Raw genomic sequence first — 18,582 nt, 5'->3', positions numbered from 1 at the left:
ATGCGCCACACTTTGCAAATGTTGTTCGTTGCTCCCTGGCTTGCCCTAGCCCCAGTTGCGAGTGCACAACAAAACCCTGCCACAGATGGACCAGCAATGCTGGTCGCTGACCAGGTGTTCATTACCAGCGATAGGATCCTGATCGCAGAAGGCAACGTTGAAGCATTTCAGGGCGACATTCGGCTCAGAGCCCAAAAAATCACTTTTGATCGCGACAGCGGCACTCTTCAAATTGATGGCCCCATACGCATTGATCAAGGTGGTGAAATCACCATTTTGGCCAATGCGGCAGAAATGAGTAACAACCTACGCGATGGTATTCTCAATAGTGCCCGCATGGTGTTTCAACAGCATCTTCAACTATCTTCACTCCAGATGACGCGTGTTAGCGGCCGCTACACCCAATTGTACAAGAGCTCCGTGACGTCCTGTCAGGTCTGCGACGACGGTTCGCCACCCCTTTGGCAAATCCGCGCTGAACGAATTACCCATGACCAGTTGGAAAAACAGCTCTACTTTGAGAACGCTCAATTTCGCATTCTGGATGTCCCAGTTTTTTACTTTCCTGGCCTTCGCTTGCCAGACCCAACGCTGGAGCGGGCAAGAGGGTTCCTTGTGCCGTCGGTGCGTACAACCTCAAATCTGGGCACTGGTCTCAAGGTTCCCTATTTCTTTACTCTTGGCGAGAGCCGCGATCTAACCCTCTCTCCTTATCTATCCTCTAAGACACGGACTTTGGACGCGCGGTATCGTCAGGCCTTCCACAATGGCAGAATCGAGCTGGAGGGAGCTTTCACCCGCGATGACCTGCAGCCGAACAACGACCGTGGTTATTTGTTTGGCACCGGTGCTTTTGATCTTCGTCACGATGTCAAATTGGAATTCGAGGTGAAAACCACCTCCGACGATGCATATTTGGCTGACTACGGACTGCCAGATTTGGATCGACTGCGCTCACAATTAACTCTTACCCAAGTACGTCGGGATTCACTGTTTCGTGCTGGGGCATTTCACTACAAAACACTGCGTGAAACGGAAGATCCAACCCTGATCCCTTCAGCAATTGCGGATATCTTCTATCAGCAACGATACCACCCTACCCAGTTGGGTGGTGAACTGCAGATGACCCTTCATGCACATGGCCACAGTCGTACCTCAGACCTGGATATTGTCGGTCGTGATGTTGCTCGTACAACATTTGACGCTGACTGGCAGCGTAGTTGGTATCTTCAAAACGGAGTAATCGCCCAAGGTCAGTTGGGCTTCTCAGCCGACGCTTTTGGAATCCGAGATGACAGCGCATACCCGTCACGTGTCAATCGTTTAACTCCACGCGGTGCTGTCACGTTACGGCTTCCTATGACCCGCCGCTCCGCAACTGGCGCTTCCCACTACCTGGAACCTATTGTGCAACTTGGTTGGAGTGACGTTAATGGTGACACTGTTCCAAATGACGAAAGCAACTTTGTTGAATTCGATCAGGGTAATCTATTGGAGCTCTCTCGATTCCCCGCGACAGATGCCCGCGAAGACGGACTTGCCTTGGTCTACGGTCTAAATTGGGCACGCTACGCAACGGGTGGCTGGCAAGCGTCAGCTACTGTTGGCCAAATATTCCGGCAAAATGCTGACAACCGGTTCACCAAGTCGTCCGGCCTGGGCGGCACATCTTCGGATATTTTGCTGGCCGGCCAGCTAAAATTGAACGAAGGCTTAGCAATCACCGCACGTGGCTTGTTAAATGGATCGTTGAATTTCTCCAAAGCAGAGTTACGGGGGGATTGGGCCAACTCTCGGCTTGATGTTTCAAGTACCTACCTTTGGCTCGGTACTGATACCGCTGAGAGCCGCACCGAGGAAACCTCGGAACTATGGTTCGACGGCAGTTACCAACTTCACCCAAGTTGGTCGGCCAGCGCCAACCTACGTTATGATATTTCCGATGCCCGAGCCTCACACGCAGGGGTTGGGCTTGTCTACAGCAACGAATGCGTCAAGGTCGACCTTTCCGTCAGCAGGCGATATACTTCGACATCAAGTGTTGAGCCTTCGACCGATTTCGGCTTTACCATCGCATTGAACGGGTTCTCCGTCGATAGCGGCAATAAAAAGTACAGGCGATCATGCAGCAATTCTTAAAGTTTTGGTTCTTGTCCCCGGGCCTCGTCTTGGCATCGGCGCTCAACCTTCCCCTCCCCGTCGCAGCGCAGGGCTTGTTTTCACCTGCTGTCACGGTGAATGAGGAAGTCGTAACTTACTTCGAACTGGAACAACGCGCCCAGTTCATGCGTCTGTTGGGAACTGCGGGCGACCCCTATGAGCAGGCGAGAGAAGAACTGATCAAAGATCGTTTGAAAAATGCCGCTGTCACCGAGGCCGGGATTAACATCAGCGAAGAGGATGTCTTGGCGGGCATGACCGAACTCGCTGGTCGGGCAAATCTTTCTCTGGAGGAATTCACAAAGGTTCTTGGACAAAACGGCGTAGCGCCCGAAACACTGCGTGACTATACAAGTGCCGGTCTTGCTTGGCGGGACTATGTCGGTTCCCGTTTCCTGTCTCGGGCCCGTCCAAGTGACGCAGAAATCGACCGCGCCATGGGGCGCGCTGGCACCGGAGGTGTACAGGTTTTACTGTCCGAAGTGATCATCCCGATCAACGCACAGAATGCGGGCCAAGTCGAAGAGATCGCTGAACAAATCAGCCAGCTAAAGAGCTATTCGGCCTTTTCCTCAGCCGCAACCCAGTATTCCGCCTCAGACAGCCGTAACAATCAGGGCCAACTGCCCTGGATGAACCTGTCAAAATTGCCCCCGCAACTCCAAGAGGTCGTGCTGGGGCTGAAATCTGGAGAAATCACCGCTCCAATGCCACTGCAAGGCGCGGTGGCACTGTTTCAAATGCGTGGCATTCGCGAAGTTACCGGATCCGCTCCGCGTTATGCAGCGATCGAATATGCCAGCTATTTCATTGCCGGTGGTCGCACCCCCGAAGCCATGTCAACCGCGCAAAAAATTGCCAGCCAGATCGACACCTGTGATGACCTTTATGGCATTGCAAAAGATCAGGACCCCTCCGTTCTGGATCGCCAATCTCTGGCACCCAGCGAAATCCCACAAGATATTGCGCTCGAACTGGCCAAATTGGACACAGGTGAAACTTCGACAGTTCTAACACGTAACAACGGTCAGACCTTGATGTTACTTATGATGTGCGGGCGGACCGCTGATCTGGGAGCGGGCGAATCCGAATCCCGTGAGGGCGTGGCCAATGCGCTTACCCAACAAAGGTTAGGGGCTTTTGCAGATAGCTTTATCGAGCAGCTGCGCGCAGATGCTGAGATCGTGATAAAATGACCCCTGCGCGCCCCATTGCGCTCAGCTGTGGGGAACCCGCTGGCATCGGCCCAGAAATCACAGTTAGGTCGTGGGATGTTTTGCGCGGTGACTGTCCATTCTTTTGGATTGGGGACCCGGACCATCTTCCACCCGGAACCACTTTTTCGCAAATCTCCTCTCCGGATGAGGCTCTCGAAGTCTGCGCTACCGCGTTGCCAGTGCTGGTCATGCCATTTGAAGGCCCATCCACTCCCGGTCACCCACAGGCCCAACATGCGAGTGGAGTGATACGCTCAATTGAGATGGGTGTGAAACTGGTACAAGACGGCCAGGCCTCAGCTCTGTGTACCGCGCCAATTCACAAAAAAGCTCTGATTGACGGCGCTGATTTTTCCTATCCAGGCCATACGGAGTTTCTGGCAGCACTGGCCGGCGTAGACCGCGTTGTCATGATGCTGGCATCAGAGAAACTTCGCGTTGTCCCCGCTACGATACATATTCCGCTGTCACAGGTGGCCGTTCAGCTGACCCCTGCCCTATTACGCGAAACCCTCCAGATCACTGTCCAGGGGCTGCGTGCGCAATTTGGTATTTCCCACCCTCGGATCGCGGTTGCCGGTCTCAATCCACATGCGGGGGAAGGTGGCGCGATGGGCGAGGAAGAGCTTACCTGGATAAACGGGCTGCTCGCCGACTTGCAATGCAATAGCTTTGATCTGACCGGTCCACATCCCGCCGATACTTTGTTCCACGCAGCGGCCCGTCAGTGTTATGATGCCGCCATCTGCATGTACCATGACCAGGCCCTGATCCCAATCAAGACATTAGATTTTGACCGGGGCGTCAATGTCACCCTTGGCCTGCCGTTTATCCGGACCTCTCCTGATCACGGCACAGCCTGCGACATCGCCGGACAGAACCTGGCTAACCCCACCAGCCTCATCGAAGCTCTCAAAATGGCCCAGAGAATGGCCGCGCGCTCCTGATCCTTCATCTAGCTCCAAATATCCCCGCCGGAGGCAAGAACATCTTCCTCTCTCTCTGGCCAGCCCCAAGATCGAATTGACATGACTGCCATCGACACTCTTCCCCCTCTGCGCGAGGTGATCGCTACTCATCAGCTGTCAGCTCGTAAATCGCTGGGGCAAAACTTCTTACTGGACCTCAATTTGACGGCCAAGATCGCCCGCCAGGCTGGTGATTTGTCTCACTGTGATGTGCTTGAAATCGGCCCGGGGCCAGGCGGATTGACCCGGGGGCTGCTCGCCGAAGGTGCACGACGGGTGCTCGCTGTGGAGAAAGATAGCCGTTGTATTCCAGCCTTGGCCGAAATCTCCAACGCATACCCAAATCGCCTGCAGGTGATTGAAGGTGACGCACTCGAAGTCAATCCGTTGGAACATCTAATCCCCCCTATCCGGGTTGCTGCCAACCTTCCCTATAACATTGGCACTGAACTGCTGGTGCGTTGGCTGACGCCAAAACAATGGCCGCCCTTTTGGCAGAGCCTGACGCTGATGTTCCAACGCGAAGTTGCCGAACGGATTGTGGCCCTGCCTGGCACCAAAAAGTACGGTCGCCTTGCTCTGCTGGCGCAGTGGCGCGCTGAGCCAAACATTGTGTTGTCCTTGCCACCAGGCGCTTTTACGCCACCGCCCAAAGTTTCCAGCGCCGTGGTACACCTAACAGCCCTTCCCGAGCCACGTTTTCCCGCAGATGCTGCTACGTTGAACAAAGTGGTGGCAGCCGCCTTCAATCAACGGCGCAAGATGCTACGGTCCGCTCTCAAAAGCGTCTCTCCAGATATTGAAGATCACCTGAAAGAGGCCGGTATTCCCCCAACTGAACGTGCTGAACAGGTCAGCCTTGAAGCATTTTGTGCGCTCGCGCGCAGCTTGGAACCTCAAACCTAACTGAACTTTGTCTTAGTCCACGGAAACGCAGTCAAAAAAAAAGGCCCCGGCACCAAATGGTCCGGGGCCTTTTTTCGATTAGACTTACGCCTACTCAGCAGCTTCAGGGGCATCGCCGGTTTTGGCCTCAACCACCGGCTTTTTAGCAGCCGCCGCAGTGGGCTTTTCAGTAGGCGCCGCAGCGGGTTTTTCAACGGAGGCAGCAGCGGGCTTCTCAGCTGGTGCGGCTGCTTCTGGCTGAGCCTCAACCGGCTCTTGCGCCTTGGCAGCAGGTTTGCGCGTGCGAGGGCGACGAGTACTCGCCTTCTTTGGCTTACTTTCAGGTGTTTCCACCAGTCCAGAATCGCCGCCTGCGTCACCATTGGTGCTTAGGTCCATTACGTCGGGTTGAGGTGCCGCGGCAGGATCCTCGCTGACCACTGCAGGCTCACTCCGAGGGGCAGTCTCGTTGCTGCGAGACGCGGCCTCGCGTTCCTGACGTTCCGCGCGCTCACGGTCGCGCTCAGCTTGGCGTTCTCGGTTTTGCCGCTCTTGTTCGTCCCGGCGAGCATCCTGCTCACGCTGGGCTTCCCCTAGCAAACGCATGTAATGCTCAGCGTGCTGTTGAAAGTTCTCGACAGCAACCCTGTCACTTCCAAGCTGAGCATCGCGGGCCAGTTGATTATACTTATCGATGATTTGTTGCGGGGTGCCGCGCACCTTGCCCTCGGGGCCCGAGCTATCGAACACCCGGTTGACAACATTACCACCACCAGATGGGCGATTGCGGTTCGATTTCGACCGCGAACGTGATTTAGACGATCTCATTTGTTTAACGTCAGCCTTGATTCGTTGCGTCGTAGATCCCAAAGTGCGCATATCAGCGCCGGATCATCGACCATTTTGGGCTTGGTGTCGCCGGTAAGGTTTTCAGCCAAACACACATACGACACCTATGTGTAACCATGTCCCCCCCAGACAGACAAGAGCTAGGAGGTGAATTTTCCACTTTTTTCGATCAAATTGATCAATTTCTACCTTCCAGACCACTCAAGGGAATGGAATCCGCACAAATAACCCGGTCTCGGCCGTCCAGATCCTGTATCACCCGGATATGCTGCAGTCCTGCCTGTTCAAACAGCGCGGCGACAGCCGAGGCCTGTGTTGGTCCTATTTCCACCAAAACCCGTCCTCCCGGCTTCAGATATAGGGCAACTTCCTTGGCAATCTGGCGATAAGCGGCCAGCCCGTCACCTCCATCCGTTAGAGCCATTTCCGGTTCATGAATGCGCACCTCGGTCGATAGGCCCTGCATTTCGTCCAAGGCGATGTAAGGCGGATTGGAGACGATCAGGTCAAACTGGCCTTCGACCTTTTCGAACCAATCTGACTGGCGAATGTCCGCGCGGGCCTGAACACGGTGGAGCACTGCATTGGCGCTGGCTTGCAAACAGGCAGCCTCGCTCAGGTCCACCCCTAGTCCCGTCGCCTTTGGTTGCTCTGCCAATAGCGTCACCAGAATGCAGCCCGATCCGGTCCCCAGATCCAAAACGTTCTGATACGGAACGGCTATCGCGGCTTCGATCAAGCATTCGGTCTCTGGGCGTGGGTCCAGGACGTCGCCGGAAACCTTGAATCGGCGACCATAAAACTCGCGCTCGCCCAGCAAATGAGACACCGGAACCCGGATCACCCTCAATGCAATCAATTGCTCATAGCGTTCAGCAATATCCGGCGCCAGATCTTCAGGCGCAATCAACGTAACCCGCGAAGCTTCTATCCGTGCCGCATGGGCCAGCAATATCCGCGCGTCACGAGCCGGATCAGGCACGCCTGCGGCGCGAAGACGTGCCGTTGCAGCAACCATAACCTGCGCTGCTGTTGGCCCGGTCATTGACCCATCTCGGCCAGCAGGCGCGCCTGATTGTCTGCCGTCAGCGCATCAATGACCTCGTCCAGGTCTCCCGTCATCACCTGATCCAACTTGTAGAGTGTCAGATTTATGCGGTGGTCGGTCATTCGACCCTGTGGAAAATTATAGGTCCGTATACGTTCAGAGCGATCGCCAGATCCAACCTGTGATGCGCGGTCGGCCGATCGTTCACTGTCCACGCGCTGACGTTCTTGATCATACAAACGTGTTTTTAGAACCTGCATCGCAATTTCACGGTTTCGGTGCTGTGATTTTTCCGAGCTGGTGACCACGGTTCCACTGGGCAAGTGGGTAATACGCACCGCAGAATCTGTGGTGTTCACGTGCTGACCACCCGCACCGGAACTGCGCATTGTATCAATCCGCAAGTCATTTGCGTTGATCTGAATGTCCACATCTTCGGCCTCGGGCAACACTGCCACGGTCGCGGCAGAAGTGTGGATGCGCCCTCCGCTTTCGGTGGTTGGGACCCGCTGCACCCGGTGCACACCGGATTCAAACTTCATCCGCGCAAACACATTCTCCCCCTTGATATGGGCCACAACCTCTTTGATGCCCCCCAACTCAGTGGCCTGTTCCTCAAGGATCTCAAACTTCCAGCCCTGCGCCTCGGCATATCGCTGGTACATGCGCAACAAATCACCAGCAAACAAAGCAGCCTCATCGCCACCGGTTCCAGGACGGATCTCCAGCATTGCAGGCTTGGTATCTGCTGCATCCTTTGGCAGCAGCGACAGTTGCAACGCCTGTTCAGCAGCGGGAATTGCCGCCTTCAACGCAGGTATTTCCTCTTCGGCCAGTTCTTTCATATCAGGATCAGAAAGCATCTCATGAGCTTCGGCCAGATCTTCATTCAGACGACGGAAAGCTTCAATTTGCTCAACCACTGGCCGCAGATCAGAATACTCCTTGGCCAATGCCGCTATGTCACCCGCACTGGCGCCATCCGCCATTGCGGCCTCAAGATATTGAAACCGCTGGAGGATCTGTTCAAGGCGTTCTTCGGGAACCATTGGTGGCACATCCGTCTATAGAGAAATTTTGTCATAGCTGGCTCTTGTGATATGCTAGCGCCATGCAACATGCCAGAGCCGTTATCGTCCTCACCCTTGCCTTATTCGCCCAACCCGCAGTGTCAGATGTCACCGCGCCTGGCGGCAAGACTATTGATTGTTTTTGTACGGACCGGTCCGGATCAAGGATCGAACTGGGGCAAACCATCTGCCTGCAAGTTGATGGTCGTATGTTTATGGCCCAATGCCAAATGTCCTTAAACGTGCCGATGTGGCGTGAAGTGCAACAGGGCTGCCTGTCATCGTCGCTGGATCAACAGGGCAAACCTATCAGCCAAGTCTCGTCACTTATACCACTCTAGCGACTGCTCTATTCGACAGGTGCCGTAACATCTGATTGGATTGCAATGTCCATCTGCGCCAGCCATTCGGCGATCCGGGTTCCGTTCACTCCCAAATCGGAGCGACCAAACCGCAACCGCGCGTAGACCTTCAGCAGGTCCCCGTCCTGACGCGCGGTGGTGTAATCTGGAAACCCAAACAGCTTGGTGCGGGTAACGTAAGTCGCAGTGCCATCCTCGACGGACCCCGCCAGCAATTTGGTGCGAGGGGCCGCGCTGGCGACGGCGTCGAACCGCGCTAGCCCGTCAGGTCCAGTTCGCACAACCCGGAACACCCCACCGCGAAAATTCTTGTCTTCAGAAAATTCAGGCTGCGTATTCCAATCCAAAGGGTCAATCGGAGCCAGCCGGATAAAGCCAAGCGCCACAATGACTGCAGCGATGGCCAACCATACAAATATCATTAGTCGTCCCATTCTGGCCCTGATCCACTTCATTGCGGCTCCAAAGCCGCCTGGCACCCGGAGTTTATCGTTATTTGGTCGCCACCCCAGGCAGGACGCAGAGCAGTTCATACAACAGGTTGGCACCGGTCAGCGCAGTGTTGCCTGACGTATCATAGGGCGGCGAGACTTCGACCAAATCACAGCCGACGATATTCACACCTCGCAGCGCCCGGATCAGCTCCAGCGCCTGCGCTGTTGTCAGCCCACCAATTTCAGGTGTTCCCGTGCCCGGCGCATAAGCTGGGTCTAGGCTATCAATATCATATGACACATAGACAGGCCTATCACCGATATCGCGACGTATTTCCGCACCCAGATTATTCAGGGACCGATGCCACAGCTCAGAGGCCGGGAATTGTTGAAACCCCCATTTTTGGGCCTCTTTGAAATCACTGGCCCCATACCCGGTGCCGCGCAGCCCAACCTGATACGTTTTATCGGCCTGAATCAGGCCTTCCTCATAGGCCCGGCGGAACACGGTCCCGTGGTTTTCTTTTTCGCCAAACATATTGTCATTTACATCTGCATGGGCATCTACGTGCACCACCGCCAATGGGCCGAATTTCTTGGCCATAGCACGTAGAATAGGCAGTGTGATCGAATGATCCCCTCCCATCGCCACTGGGACCGCACTGGATCGCAGGATTGCGTCATAACTTGCTTCGATGATGCGGAGGCTATCGGTCAGGGAAAAAGTGTTGATTGCCAAGTCGCCAATATCCGCAACCTGCAAACAGTCAAACGGTGCCGCACCGGTGGCCATATTATAGGGCCGGATCATTGAGCTTTCGGCACGGATCTGTTTAGGGCCAAAGCGAGTACCCGCCCGCCATGACGTGCCGATATCCATCGGGATCCCCAGAACCGCCACATCCAGACCGTCAAGTGATGTCGCCTGGGGCAGCCGCATAAATGTCCCCGGACCAGAAAACCGGGCCAGATCGTTACCGCTGATGGGTTGATTATACTCAGTCATTGTTTCTCTTGTTCCAACCTAAGAGGCAGATAATTTCAGTAGCCACATGCGCACCGGCTATAGCCGTGACGCCGGTGGTGTCAAACGGTGGCGACACTTCGACGACGTCACCCCCTTTGATATTAATGCCGGCGATTTCACGTAAAATCCGCGCCGCCTGAGCTGAGGTCAGCCCCCCCCAAACCGGTGTCCCAGTGCCCGGAGCATAAGCAGGATCGAGCCCATCTATGTCAAAACTCAAATAGGTAGGATGATCCCCCAGAATTGATTTGATCCGGCGTGCCGTTTCCACAGGTCCAATCTCATGTACCTCGGCTGCATCCAAGATGTTCACCCCCATGGTGTCTTCATTGCTGGTTCGAATACCGACTTGAACCGAGCGCGCCGGATCAATCAGCCCCATCTTGACGGCCTTATAGACAAAAGTGCCGTGATCCACCCTATCCATATCGTCATCCGCCCAACTATCGCTATGAGCATCAAACTGAAGCAGCGCCATCGGTCCGTACTTCTCGGCATAGGCCTTTAGCATCGGGAAGGTGATATAGTGATCACCACCCAGTGCAACCGAAGCGACATCGGCCGCCAATATGCGCCGAACATGGGCCGTCAGCGCCGCAGGAAATGCAGAAATATTGGCATAATCAAACGCCAAATCGCCGTAGTCGACAATCGCCAACTCAGTTAGCGGATCATATCCCCAGCCATAGGGCGCATCCGGGCTTTGCAATGCACTGGCTTCACGGATCGCCCGAGGTCCAAGTCTGGTACCAGGCCGATTGGTTACGGCCTGATCAAACGGAACCCCCGTCACTGCAATATCAACACCATCCAGTTCCTTGCGATACCGGCGTCGCAAAAACGAAGTGGCCCCACCAAAGGTGTTTTCAAAGCTCAACCCCTTCAGGTCTTCGCGTGTAAAGGCCTCGTCGACCAAATGTTTCGCATCTTCTAACGCCATTTCAGTACGCCTTTCTGACAGCACTTGTGCACGGCATAGCCGACCACTTGCCGTCTGTCACCTCGCCAGTGTTGCAAACCGTTAGCTCAGCGGCTGTGCGCGCTCGACCAATCGGGCAAAAAACGAAGCCCCAATTGGCGCGATCTCGTCGTTGAAGTTGTATTTTGGGTGGTGCAACCCGGCGCCATCCCCTTGGCCCAGAAACAGATAGGCGCCGGGTCGCGCTTGTAGCATATAACTGAAATCCTCGGCGCCCATTTCACGCCCGCCTTCAGGGTCGACCTTATCGGTGCCAGAGATTTCACGTGCCACATCCACCGCAAAAGCAGACTTTTCCGCGTCATTGGTGGTTGCCGGATACCCCAACTCATAGTCTAGCTTCGCCTCGACACCATAGCTGGCGGCCTGCCCCGCAACCACTTCCTGCATCCGCCGCATCACCATCGCCTGCACAGATGCATCAAAGGTGCGAACAGTGCCGTTAATATAGGCCGTGTCCGGGATCACATTGTCGGTGCTGCCCGTGTGAATCTGCGTGACGGAAACAACCAGATCCTGTTGGGTGTAGTGATTGCGGCTGACGATGGTCTGGATCGCCTGAACAATACCGCAAGCCGCCACAACCGGGTCGTTGGTCTCATGCGGCATCGCACCATGACCACCCACACCCTGAATATTGATATGAAACTCATCCACAGCCGCCATCAGCGCACCAGAGGTGGTGACAAAATCGCCTACCGGTAAGTTCGGCACATTGTGGATGCCATAAACCTGGCCAATATCAAACCGGTCCATAATGCCTTCTTCAACCATGACCCCAGCGCCACCGCCGTCCTCTTCCGCGGGTTGGAAAATGAGTGCAACACGCCCTCGAAAATTGCGTGTTTCGACCAGATACTTTGCGGCCCCCAACAACATCGATGTATGCCCGTCATGGCCACAGGCATGCATCTTCCCCGCATGACCTGAGGCATAGTCAGCACCAGTTTCCTCAGCAATCGGCAGGGCATCCATATCTGCACGCAGTCCTATTGTAGGTCCGGATCCCTGCCCGTTGATAATCGCAACCATCCCGGTTTGGGCAATCCCCTCGTGCAATTCATCAACACCAAACTCGCGCAACCGGTCCGCAACATACGCGGCAGTCTGCGGCAAGTCGAACGACAATTCGGGAATTGTGTGCAGATGCTGGCGCCACGTTTTCATGTCTTCGGCAAAATCGGCGATACGGTTGACGACCGGCATGGGCTGGACTCCTTGGTCAGACTCGGGATTGATGCATCTGACACTGGAACGAGAGCCGCCGCAATGCCCGAAAATCCCCTGATCCACGACCAAGATGCCGGTATTGAACGGCTCATCGAAATCATGCGCCGCCTGCGAGACCCTAAAACGGGCTGTCCCTGGGATATCGAGCAGGATTTTGACACCATCGCCCCCTACACCATTGAAGAAGCTTACGAAGTTGCCGATGCGATCGCGCGCAAGGACTGGCCGGAGCTCGAAGGTGAGTTGGGCGATCTGCTATTGCAAAGCATCTATCACACCCAAATGGGCGAAGAAGCCGGCCATTTCAGCTTTCAATCCGTGGTGCGTAATATCTCGGACAAAATGGTTGCGCGTCATCCGCACGTTTTTGGCACCGAATCGCGCGACAAATCCGCCGAACAACAAACCCGCGACTGGGAGGCGATCAAAGCAGCTGAGCGCGTCGGAAAAGCCCAGCAAGGCACGCTGGACGGTGTTGCCGTGGGCCTGCCAGCCCTGTTGCGCGCCTACAAATTGCAAAAACGCGCCGCCCGCGTCGGCTTTGACTGGCCCTCCGCGCAAAACGTTCTGGACAAAATTTCCGAAGAAAGCGCCGAACTGGTCGAAGCGCGCGATGAATTGACACAAGACGCGGTCGAAGAGGAATTTGGCGACCTGATGTTTGTCATGGCCAATCTGGGTCGGCATCTCGGAGTCGAACCCGAAGCCGCCCTGCGCCGCGCCAACGCCAAATTCATCCGCCGCTTTGAAGGGGTTGAAACACGACTGTCCGAAATTGGGAAATCCCCTGCTGACAGTAACCTGGAAGAGATGGACGCTCTGTGGGATGTTGTAAAAGCCGCTGAGCGTGCAGCACTGACCGACAACTAAGCGGTGACTGAAAGCTTCTTTTTGCTAAAAATACTCAATCCGACACGGAACACAGGTGACACCGCTGGACAATTGCAACACGCCTTGCAACTGTCAGGTCTTGCAATTCTCAGAGGCAAACATGACGGCACGTAAAATCATCATCGACACCGACCCCGGCCAGGACGACGCCGTGGCCATTCTGCTGGCCCTCGCCAGCCCTGACGAAATTGATGTGCTTGGCATAACCGCCGTTGCCGGCAACGTGCCACTGCCGCTGACCCAAAAGAACGCCCGCATCATTTGCGAGATGGCCAATAAGACAGATGTGCCAGTCTATGCTGGCTGCGATGCCCCGCTACAGCGCCCACTGGTAACCGCCGAGCACGTACACGGTAAAACCGGTCTTGATGGTCCGGAACTGTTTGACCCCGAAATGCCGCTTGCTTCCGGTCACGCAGTAGATTTCATCATTGAAACTCTACGCAACCATGAAACCGGAACGGTCACGCTTTGCCCTATGGGACCATTGACCAATATTGCCGCTGCATTTGTGAAAGCGCCTGACATCGTTGAAAAAGTGCAGGAAATCGTACTGATGGGGGGGGCCTATTTTGAGGTTGGCAACATCACCCCGGCAGCAGAATTCAATATCTATGTTGATCCCGAAGCCGCAGATATCGTGTTTAAATCCGGACGTCCTATCGTCGTGATGCCGCTGGATGTCACTCACAAGGTACTGGTCACCAAACCCCGCGTTGAAGCCTTTCGCGCCCTGGACACCAAAGTTGGCACTTTTGTTGCCGAGATGACTGAATTCTTCGAGCGGTTTGATGTCGCCAAATATGGCTCGGCAGGCGCACCACTGCATGACCCCTGTGTCACCGCCTATCTGATACAGCCAGAACTATTCACCGGTCGCCACATCAATGTTGAAATCGAAACCCAGTCCGAGCTCACATTGGGCATGACGGTTGCCGACTGGTGGGGGGTCACTGACCGACCCGCCAATGCAACCTTTATCGGCGATGTAGATGCGGACGGTTTCTTTGAAATGCTCACAAACCGTCTGGCCCGGTTATGAGCGCGGCCTTACATCTGGCAAAACCAGAAGATCTGGACAAGGTTCTTGCCCTTGTTGCGGCTTTTCACACGGAAATGGATATTGCCAGCAGTGAGGACAGCCGCAAGGCGGCCATCGAACCCCTGCTCAATGGTATCCCATACGGCGCGGTCTATCTGCTCGGCCCGACCCGCGCGCCCGTGGGGTATGTTGTTGTAACGTTCAGCTGGTCAGTGGAATTTGGCGGCATGGATGGCGCCATTGACGAACTCTACATCCGCCCACCAGTGCGCAAACGCGGGATCGCCACCGAAGTTCTGATTGCCCTACCCAAGACCCTGGCGGAGGCTGGAATTACGGCTCTGCACCTTGAAGTGGACCGTGAGGACGAGAGCGCACAACGGCTCTATGCCCGAACCCGCTTTAAAGCCCGCGACCGCTATATACTGATGACTAAAGAGCTTTAATCATCAACCGCACTCAAATCAGCCTGCGTAAGCGAGGACCAACTTCAGCAAACCCATTGCGTTCATAGAACTCAACCGTACGCTTCCACTCGGGCTGTGTTGGGGCTCCAACTTCCAGCCTTTGCCATCCCGTGCGTTGACCATAGGCAGCGGCTGCTGCCACCAGTTGCGCTGCCACCCCATGTGAGCGTTGTTGCGGTGAGACATAAAGTTCGGAAATCTCGCCAAACCGCCCACCAGCATAAATCGCAGCGCATTCATTCAACATGATAAGACCAACAGGTGTTTCTTCATTTAGGGCCAACAAACCGGTTACCGAGTTGTTGGCCAAAACCTCCAGTGCGGTTTGCTTCAGTGCAACAACGTTAGGAGCATCGCCACCTGTCAGTTCTGCCAGTAGATAGCCGACAAAGGTACTGACAATCTCAACATCGTCACTGCCGACGTCCCGAATTACAATTCCCATTTCGCCCACGATCATTGCTCCAGCTCAATAATTTGATCAAATTATTAGAGGCATGCCAACGCGTTTTCAAGTGCAGGTCGAGCTACGATGAAATAATCGCACAAATAGAAAACGCCCCGAACCAAAGGCCGGGGCGTAAAAACGACTTCGCAGGTGTTGGATCAGCTTTTCAGAACTGAACGTCCGGCATATTCCGCAACTTCACCCAGCGCCTCTTCGATGCGGATCAACTGGTTGTATTTCGCCAGCCGGTCAGAGCGTGCCAAAGATCCGGTTTTGATCTGACCACAGTTGGTTGCCACGGCCAGATCAGCAATGGTTGCGTCCTCAGTCTCACCCGAACGGTGCGACATCACGTTGGTGAACCCAGCCCGGTGGGCCATATCAACGGCGCGCAGGGTCTCGGTCAGGGTTCCGATTTGGTTGACCTTGACCAGCATCGAATTGGCGCTGCCCTGTTCGATACCCATAGCCAGACGCGCAGGGTTGGTCACAAACAGATCATCGCCAACCAGTTGCACTTTGTTACCCAGGGCATCGGTCAGGGCTTTCCAACCCTCCCAGTCATCTTCGGACATGCCATCTTCGATCGAGATGATCGGGTAGTCGTTCACCAGCGCAGCCAGATAGTCGACATTCTCAGCCGAACTCAGAGTCTTGCCTTCGCCAGACAGCACGTATTTGCCATCTTTGTAATACTCGGTTGCGGCACAATCGAGCGCCAAATAGATCTCTTCGCCCGGCTTGTAGCCAGCCTTTTCGATCGACTTCAGCACAAAATCCAGCGCTTCACGGGTCGACGCGATGTTTGGCGCAAAGCCTCCTTCGTCACCGATACCGGTCGACAGGCCAGCGGCTGACAGCTCTTTCTTCAGGGTGTGGAATACTTCGGACCCCATGCGCACGGCTTCGCGGATGTTGTCCGCAGCCACTGGCATGATCATGAATTCCTGAATGTCGATTGGGTTATCAGCGTGCTCACCACCATTAATGATGTTCATCATCGGCACCGGCAGAACCCGCGCTGATGTGCCGCCGATATACCGGTACAGAGGCTGTGTGGTGAAATCAGCAGCGGCTTTGGCCACCGCCATCGACACACCCAAAATAGCATTTGCGCCCAAACGACCCTTATTCTCGGTGCCATCCAGTTCGATCATCGCGCCATCAATGGAAACCTGCTCGGTCGCGTCAAAGCCCAACAGCTCTTCGGCAATCTCGCCGTTCACTGCCGCAACCGCTTCCAGCACACCTTTGCCCAAGTAACGGCTCTTGTCGCCGTCACGCTTTTCCACGGCCTCATGAACACCCGTCGAAGCGCCCGATGGCACGGCCGCACGGCCCATGGTGCCATCTTCAAGGATCACATCAACCTCAACTGTCGGGTTGCCCCGGCTGTCCAGAATTTCGCGGGCGTGAATGTCGATAATGGTGCTCATCGGAGTATCCCTGTCTATGACAATTGATTGCCTGCGTCATAGGCAGGGATCCGGGAAATGTAAACCACTAGCGTTATCGCTAACACGCAATTTCTCAGACCTTTAGGGCTAACATTACACTGTTTGCGCCAACAGCCTAGGCAGCAGCGACGCGCGCACCCTGTGCCAATCGCCGCTCACGTAGAAACGTATACAATCCCGACCCGATGATTAGCGACGCACCCGTCATCGTCAGAACGTCGGGACGTTCACCGAACACCACCATCCCTGCAAGGATCGAAAACAACAGGCGTGAATAGCGAAATGGTGTCACCGCAGAGGCATCCCCAACCCGCATCGCTACCACAATGCCGTAATACCCCATGACGCCAAACACGATACCACCAAAGATCATCAGAGCCTGAGGGTTGTTTACCGTTGTGATCTCGCCAGGGGTTAACACTAGCAGCAATAGGCCAGCAACGATCAGCGCCGCAAAGCCTTGAAAACTAACCACGGTAGAGGACACCGAAGTATCAACAAACCGGGTTAGCAAATCGCGCGCCGCAATTGCGAACACCGACAACAGGACCAGCACCGAAGCAGGCTCAAACCCCTGCAGTCCGGGGCGAATGATCAGCAAAACACCGATAAATCCAACAATAATGGCGCTCCAACGTCGCCACCCAACCTGTTCTTTTAGAAAAACCGCGGCAGCCATGGTGATGACCAGTGGCAGGGCCTGAAAAACGGCCGCAACTGTCGAAATATCAACGCGCGCCAATGCGGTGGCAAAAAGCATAGCCCCCACGGCCTCAGCCATAGTGCGCAGGATAGCTGCTGGTTTCCAGGCGGCTCGCGCCAGCAGACTATGCCCCTTAGACCAGGCAAGTGCAGCAAATACACTGCCACTACCGATTCCCAGAAGAATCAGGATCTGCCCTACTGGCAAGTCAGCCGAAAGCTGCTTGATAAACATATCTTCCAACGTAAAGGCCGCCATAGAAGCGACCACCAGCAGGATACCATTCAGATTGTTCATGCGCGCATTTCCATAGGAAGGACCGCCAGCACAAACTGGCGCAATCTGCACAGATGAACCGCATTTCACCCGATCAAGCTAGTCCATTCACGACAAACCATCACAACAAGTCGTGCTGCGACACATCACCAATCTTGATGTTCTATCTTTGTTCCGATCGTGCTATGCTCGGTATATTAGGAGAACCTCAATGACATCACTCATTCATAAATACGAGAAATTTCGCGACCTTCACGCTCGTCCCGGCACCTTTGTCATGCCCAACCCCTGGAACGCCGGCACCGCAAGAATGCTCGGGTCACTGGGATTTGAGGCTCTGGCGACCACCAGTGCAGGGCTTGCTTTCGCAATCGGACAACGGGATTCGCAAGGGGCCGTTAGCCGAGACCAGATTCTGGAAAATGCCCGTGACGTGACGAAGGCCACCGACCTCCCTGTTTCCGCAGATCTGGAAAATGGCTTTGGCATCCCCCCCGAAGCCTGCGCCGAAACCATCAGTCAGGCAATGGCCATTGGCCTTGTTGGTGGTTCTATTGAAGACACAACCGGCAACGCTGACGCCCCAATCCACGATTTCGAACTGTCTGTTGACCGTGTCCGAGCAGCTGCCGAGACCTGTGAGAACAAGCCCTTTTTACTGACGGCCCGTGCGGAGAATTTTCTCTACGGCAATCCTGACCTCAAAGATACAATTGCCCGCCTGCAGGCCTATGCCGAGGCTGGTGCAGACGTGCTCTATGCGCCCGGCCTGCCTGACTTGCAATCAATCACCACCCTGTGTCGCGAGGTTGATAAACCAGTGAATGTCGTCATGGGACTAAGTGGGCCGACCTGGTCGTTGGAAGAACTGTCCAATGCCGGGGTCAAACGAGTCAGTGTCGGCGGCTCCTTTGCACGCGCGGCATTGGGGGCAATGATGCGAGCCGCGTGTGAAGTTTTGGACCAGGGCACCTTCACCTATGCAGATGAAGCAATAGGAGATGCCGAAGCAGCCGCCTTGATGGCCCCTCCATCGCCGCCGGGCTAATTTGAGTTCAGTGTCCCAGCT

General features: G+C 55.1%; 19 protein-coding genes. 9 read left to right on the top strand and 10 right to left on the bottom strand.

From position 1 onward, the window contains the following. The 4 genes from GO984_RS00360 to rsmA all read left to right on the top strand — a co-directional run bounded on the left by GO984_RS00360 (position 1) and on the right by rsmA (position 5,251). Positions 1-2,139, top strand: a complete 2,139-nt coding sequence (locus GO984_RS00360) for an LPS-assembly protein LptD (protein WP_157020627.1) — start codon at positions 1-3, stop codon at positions 2,137-2,139. Next, positions 2,124-3,356, top strand: coding sequence for a peptidylprolyl isomerase (locus tag GO984_RS00355; RefSeq protein WP_157020626.1), 1,233 nt, complete (start codon positions 2,124-2,126; stop codon positions 3,354-3,356). The genes GO984_RS00360 and GO984_RS00355 overlap by 16 nt, the downstream gene beginning before the upstream one ends. Then, the gene (gene pdxA, locus GO984_RS00350; protein ID WP_157020625.1) at positions 3,353-4,324 is read left to right on the top strand and encodes a 4-hydroxythreonine-4-phosphate dehydrogenase PdxA; all 972 of its coding nucleotides are present in this window, start codon (positions 3,353-3,355) and stop codon (positions 4,322-4,324) included. The genes GO984_RS00355 and pdxA overlap by 4 nt, the downstream gene beginning before the upstream one ends. Positions 4,325-4,405: 81 nt before the next feature. Then, positions 4,406-5,251 carry a 16S rRNA (adenine(1518)-N(6)/adenine(1519)-N(6))-dimethyltransferase RsmA gene (gene rsmA, locus GO984_RS00345; protein ID WP_157020624.1) on the top strand — a complete coding sequence of 282 codons (846 nt, stop codon included), beginning with the start codon at positions 4,406-4,408 and terminating at the stop codon, positions 5,249-5,251. A gap of 90 nt (positions 5,252-5,341) precedes the next feature. Here rsmA and GO984_RS00340 read toward each other — a convergent pair whose 3' ends face one another. The 3 genes from GO984_RS00340 to prfA form a co-directional block, all read right to left on the bottom strand. Next, positions 5,342-6,058: a DUF4167 domain-containing protein gene (locus tag GO984_RS00340; protein WP_157020623.1), complete on the bottom strand. Its 717-nt coding sequence runs from the start codon at positions 6,056-6,058 to the stop codon at positions 5,342-5,344. A gap of 199 nt (positions 6,059-6,257) precedes the next feature. Beyond that, a complete protein-coding gene (prmC, locus tag GO984_RS00335; RefSeq protein WP_157020622.1) occupies positions 6,258-7,124 on the bottom strand; it encodes a peptide chain release factor N(5)-glutamine methyltransferase in 867 nt (288 codons plus the stop codon). Then, positions 7,121-8,176 (bottom strand): peptide chain release factor 1, encoded by a 1,056-nt coding sequence (gene prfA / locus GO984_RS00330; RefSeq protein ID WP_157020621.1) that lies wholly within the window; start codon positions 8,174-8,176, stop codon positions 7,121-7,123. Before prfA ends, prmC begins: the two co-directional genes overlap by 4 nt. 62 nt (positions 8,177-8,238) lie before the next feature. On the opposite strand from prfA, the gene GO984_RS00325 reads away from it, so the two are divergent. After that, complete coding sequence (locus GO984_RS00325; RefSeq protein ID WP_157020620.1) at positions 8,239-8,538, top strand: hypothetical protein; 300 nt, start codon at positions 8,239-8,241, stop codon at positions 8,536-8,538. Positions 8,539-8,546: 8 nt separating this feature from the next. Here the strand turns inward: GO984_RS00325 and GO984_RS00320 are convergent, their stop codons facing one another. The 4 genes from GO984_RS00320 to GO984_RS00305 all read right to left on the bottom strand — a co-directional run bounded on the left by GO984_RS00320 (position 8,547) and on the right by GO984_RS00305 (position 12,205). After that, the gene (locus GO984_RS00320) at positions 8,547-8,993 is read right to left on the bottom strand and encodes a DUF1499 domain-containing protein (protein WP_157021167.1); all 447 of its coding nucleotides are present in this window, start codon (positions 8,991-8,993) and stop codon (positions 8,547-8,549) included. Positions 8,994-9,051: 58 nt separating this feature from the next. Further along, complete coding sequence (speB, locus tag GO984_RS00315; protein ID WP_157020619.1) at positions 9,052-9,999, bottom strand: agmatinase; 948 nt, start codon at positions 9,997-9,999, stop codon at positions 9,052-9,054. Further along, the gene (gene speB / locus GO984_RS00310) at positions 9,992-10,960 is read right to left on the bottom strand and encodes an agmatinase (protein WP_157020618.1); all 969 of its coding nucleotides are present in this window, start codon (positions 10,958-10,960) and stop codon (positions 9,992-9,994) included. Before speB (GO984_RS00310) ends, speB (GO984_RS00315) begins: the two co-directional genes overlap by 8 nt. A gap of 81 nt (positions 10,961-11,041) precedes the next feature. After that, positions 11,042-12,205 carry a M20 aminoacylase family protein gene (locus GO984_RS00305; protein WP_157020617.1) on the bottom strand — a complete coding sequence of 388 codons (1,164 nt, stop codon included), beginning with the start codon at positions 12,203-12,205 and terminating at the stop codon, positions 11,042-11,044. 63 nt (positions 12,206-12,268) lie between these two features. On the opposite strand from GO984_RS00305, the gene mazG reads away from it, so the two are divergent. The 3 genes from mazG to GO984_RS00290 all read left to right on the top strand — a co-directional run bounded on the left by mazG (position 12,269) and on the right by GO984_RS00290 (position 14,608). Then, complete coding sequence (gene mazG, locus GO984_RS00300) at positions 12,269-13,099, top strand: nucleoside triphosphate pyrophosphohydrolase (RefSeq protein ID WP_157020616.1); 831 nt, start codon at positions 12,269-12,271, stop codon at positions 13,097-13,099. 121 nt (positions 13,100-13,220) lie between these two features. Continuing rightward, a complete protein-coding gene (locus GO984_RS00295; protein WP_157020615.1) occupies positions 13,221-14,162 on the top strand; it encodes a nucleoside hydrolase in 942 nt (313 codons plus the stop codon). Then, on the top strand, positions 14,159-14,608 hold the full coding sequence (locus GO984_RS00290; protein WP_157020614.1) for a GNAT family N-acetyltransferase: 450 nt from the start codon (positions 14,159-14,161) through the stop codon (positions 14,606-14,608). The genes GO984_RS00295 and GO984_RS00290 overlap by 4 nt, the downstream gene beginning before the upstream one ends. A gap of 13 nt (positions 14,609-14,621) precedes the next feature. Here the strand turns inward: GO984_RS00290 and GO984_RS00285 are convergent, their stop codons facing one another. From GO984_RS00285 to GO984_RS00275, 3 genes are all read right to left on the bottom strand, one after another. Further along, complete coding sequence (locus GO984_RS00285; protein WP_245230944.1) at positions 14,622-15,089, bottom strand: GNAT family N-acetyltransferase; 468 nt, start codon at positions 15,087-15,089, stop codon at positions 14,622-14,624. A gap of 146 nt (positions 15,090-15,235) precedes the next feature. Further along, on the bottom strand, positions 15,236-16,513 hold the full coding sequence (gene eno, locus GO984_RS00280; RefSeq protein ID WP_157020613.1) for a phosphopyruvate hydratase: 1,278 nt from the start codon (positions 16,511-16,513) through the stop codon (positions 15,236-15,238). Between the two features lie 136 nt (positions 16,514-16,649). Then, positions 16,650-17,534 carry a DMT family transporter gene (locus GO984_RS00275; RefSeq protein WP_157020612.1) on the bottom strand — a complete coding sequence of 295 codons (885 nt, stop codon included), beginning with the start codon at positions 17,532-17,534 and terminating at the stop codon, positions 16,650-16,652. A 190-nt stretch (positions 17,535-17,724) separates the two neighbouring features. On the opposite strand from GO984_RS00275, the gene GO984_RS00270 reads away from it, so the two are divergent. After that, positions 17,725-18,561, top strand: coding sequence for an isocitrate lyase/PEP mutase family protein (locus tag GO984_RS00270; protein WP_157020611.1), 837 nt, complete (start codon positions 17,725-17,727; stop codon positions 18,559-18,561). The last annotated feature ends 21 nt before the right edge of the window (positions 18,562-18,582 follow it).

Origin of the sequence: Parasedimentitalea huanghaiensis (assembly GCF_009753675.1) — a bacterium.
Lineage (GTDB): Bacteria > Pseudomonadota > Alphaproteobacteria > Rhodobacterales > Rhodobacteraceae > Parasedimentitalea > Parasedimentitalea huanghaiensis.
Note: the sequence above shows the minus strand (reverse complement) of the source record. Positions and strands in the feature narration are given on the sequence as shown.